The organism is Microcystis sp. M53603_WE2, assembly GCF_030065435.1.
Genome location: NZ_JASJFF010000243.1, coordinates 1 through 2,889, shown reverse-complemented (window position 1 = coordinate 2,889; position 2,889 = coordinate 1). Strand labels below are relative to the sequence as shown.

At 43.7% G+C, this 2,889-nt stretch carries 2 protein-coding genes, 1 pseudogene and 1 riboswitch; of the genes and pseudogenes, 2 read left to right on the top strand and 1 reads right to left on the bottom strand.

Going from position 1 to position 2,889, the window contains the following annotated elements:
* Window positions 1-461, bottom strand: a 461-nt coding sequence (locus tag PX481_RS05260) for a DUF3172 domain-containing protein (protein WP_288093901.1), incomplete at its 3' end; no start/stop codon positions are given.
* A gap of 189 nt (window positions 462-650) precedes the next feature.
* Window positions 651-781, top strand: a riboswitch (cyclic di-AMP (ydaO/yuaA leader).
* Window positions 782-1,010: 229 nt separating this feature from the next.
* Between PX481_RS05260 and PX481_RS05255 the strand changes: the two genes are divergently transcribed.
* Together PX481_RS05255 and PX481_RS05250 are read left to right on the top strand one after the other, a co-directional pair.
* Window positions 1,011-2,348, top strand: a complete 1,338-nt coding sequence (locus PX481_RS05255) for an ArsB/NhaD family transporter (protein WP_288093899.1) — start codon at window positions 1,011-1,013, stop codon at window positions 2,346-2,348.
* Between the two features lie 106 nt (window positions 2,349-2,454).
* Window positions 2,455-2,889: pseudogene (locus PX481_RS05250) on the top strand (glycosyltransferase family 1 protein); the annotation flags it as partial.

The following is a 2,889-nucleotide window of genomic DNA, read 5'->3' as shown; positions in this document are numbered from 1 at the left end:
GTATAACCAAAGGTATTCATCCGGTTTTTACAACTTTGTACCTGCTGTCCATCGACTAATTTTTGTTGTTCTAAAATTGACCAGTTATTGCGTCGCAAAACGCAACCGGGTTGCATGACTGGTTGGGTGACAAAAACGTTAAAGGGGTTAAGAGTGACATAAACCCGCAAATCGGTGACAATGGCACTAGCCCCAAATTGCACGCATAATTCCGCATTGGGGGCGCTGCGATCGATTACTTCTCGGGAAGCGACGTTTTCGGGGCTAAAATTAGCGGTAGAACTGAATACCAGACCGAGACCCACTCCTAGTACAAAAATACCACCAATCAGGGCAATCATGGCATAGTTTAATTTTGCCAATAGGCCTCCAGGGGACGAAGCGCGGGAGTCATCGCCATAGGAGCGGTCATAATCACGATCGCGCGATCGGGGAGGAGTATAACGAGGTCTTCTATTCATAGAAATTGCTGATTTGGCTGCTATGGCGGTCAGTCGTTAGCTATTAGCTTATCATTGTTCTATCCTAGCAACCCGGGGGATAACCGACAGGATAGGTCTGGTATAGGGCTATATCGTTTTTTTTGGGGTTAGTATGCTATGGTGGATCACTAAACAGAGTAAGTCAGCCTAATCCAAGTTTCTATGCTAGATATTAGCTAGACAAATTCGGAGCGGAGGAACCATATTTGGGGGCGTATTTCTAGATTTTTTAGCCTAGAAAAGGATATCTCTCTATCCTAGCCCGTCAGCTAACTTCGTCGGCGTGGGGGGGAAGACTGAAACATCACTACATTCCTAGTAATGTCTTGATCGGTTCAGTTATGTCGCTGGTACTACTTGATAGTCATAACTTACAGGAGACATTGTTTATGGAGATTCTCATGTCAGCTTACCGATCGCAACAATTTTAAGATTTTCCGTAGATAACCATATTTTCTATGAGTTTGCTGTACATTCGGGCAAACTTTTAGTCCTATCGAGAAACCGAAAGTAAAAACAGGATCAAAAATGCTGGAATCTTTACCAATGTGGATTGCTGCGATGACTTTTGTTGCAGTCATTGTGGTTATTATGTTCGAGTGGCTTCATATTACTGTAGCGGCTTTATTAGGAGCTTTAATCTTAGTTTTTACCCATATCATGACTCTCCAAGAGGCGGTGGGTTATATCAGTCGCAGCTATGCCACTCTCGCCCTATTTTTTGGGGTGATGGTGTTAGTGAGAGCCTTTGAACCAACGAAAATTTTTGATTATTTAGCAGCACAAATGGTGCTTTTAGCCAAGGGACAGGGCAAATTATTACTAATAGGAATTGTTGCCATTACTACCCCGATCTGTGCGGTATTGCCCAACGCCACCACGGTGATGTTGTTAGCACCTTTAATTCCCCCATTGGCACAGGATATAGGTGTGGATTTTGTGCCGCTCTTAATCCTGATGGTTTTCGTGGCCAACAGTTCCGGGTTATTAACGATTGTTGGTGATCCCGCTACTTATATCGTCGGTGATTCTATTAATATAACCTTCATGGAATACCTACAGCGTTTGAGTTTAGGTGGTGCGCTGGCAGTGATTACCATTCTGGTGATGTTACCTTGGTTATTCCCGAAAATCTGGCGGACAAAATTCGAGCATTTAGAAGAATTACCCCATCCGAAAATTAATCATCCTCGCGTCTTAGCTCTGGGGGGAATTATCGTCTTTTTAGTCTTATTTTTATTCGTCGTCGGTGAATCTTTTCCCGTACCCCTTGCTCCGGCGGCTGTTGCTTTGATGGGGGCAGCTTTAGCCCTACTTTTAGCCCAGCAATCGAAGATAGATACGGTGCATAATATTCTCCGAGATGTGGACTGGAGTACCCTATTATTTTTTATGTCAATTTTTGTCCTAATTGGCGGCTTAGAAAAAACTGGGGTAGTTAATAGTTTATCGGGATTTCTGGCGATAATTTTAGGCAAAAATATCTTTTTAGGTTCTCTAGTCTTGCTGTTTTTTGTCGGTTTTATTTCCAGTGTAGTTCCGAATATTCCCCTAGTGGTGGCCATGGTTCCACTACTGAAACAGTACCTTGTTAATGTTAATTTAGTCGGGACGGAGGTTCTTTCTCCCGATTATGCCGGTTCTTTTCCCCCGTCCGTTTTACCGCTTTTCTATGCGATGATGTATGGAGCCACCCTAGGAGGTAATGGTACTTTAGTGGGAGCTTCTTCTAATATTGTCGCCGCCGGCATCGCCGAACAACACGGGGGCAAAATTAGTTTTCATACCTTTCTGCGCTACGGTTTACCGGTGATGTTTACTCAGTTAGTCGTCTCGGCTATGTATATGTTAGTTTTCTTTGTCTAGTCTATCTCTGGGGGTATTAATGTTAAGTCCGTTTAAGATTGACAAGAACGTTAACATCGATTAACATTCTCCTATCGTGCTAGATAATCTGGATTGAGCGGCGATCATGAACAAAAAAATCTCTGTTTTAGCACCAGATTTATCCGGTGGTGGTGGCACAAGAGTCTATTTGATTGCTCAAGTCTTGCAACAGCTAAACTGTCAGGTGACGGTTTATGGTCCGATTTTTGGCCAGGAAATCTATCCCACCCCACCAGGGAATATAGCGGTGGTATCGGTCAAAGGCAATAATTATCCCCAGTTTTTTGGCCAGATCAAGACTTTACTCGATCGCCTCTCCGGAGAGATTATCTACGCGGTTAAACCCCGTCCCACCAGTTTCGGCATCGGTTTACTGAAACGTTTTTTTTCCCCACGTCCCCTAATTCTTGATATTGACGATTGGGAAATGAGTTGGTTTGGTGGCGATCGATGGTCCTATCGTCCTTATCCTCGACAATTAGCTAGGGATATCCTCAAAAAAAATGGTGCGCTTAGGGAT

What these genes read in the sequence shown, in the direction of transcription:
- PX481_RS05255 (WP_288093899.1), top strand. Translation starts at nt 1,011, where the DNA reads ATGCTGGAATCTTTACCAATGTGGATTGCTGCGATGACTTTTGTTGCA.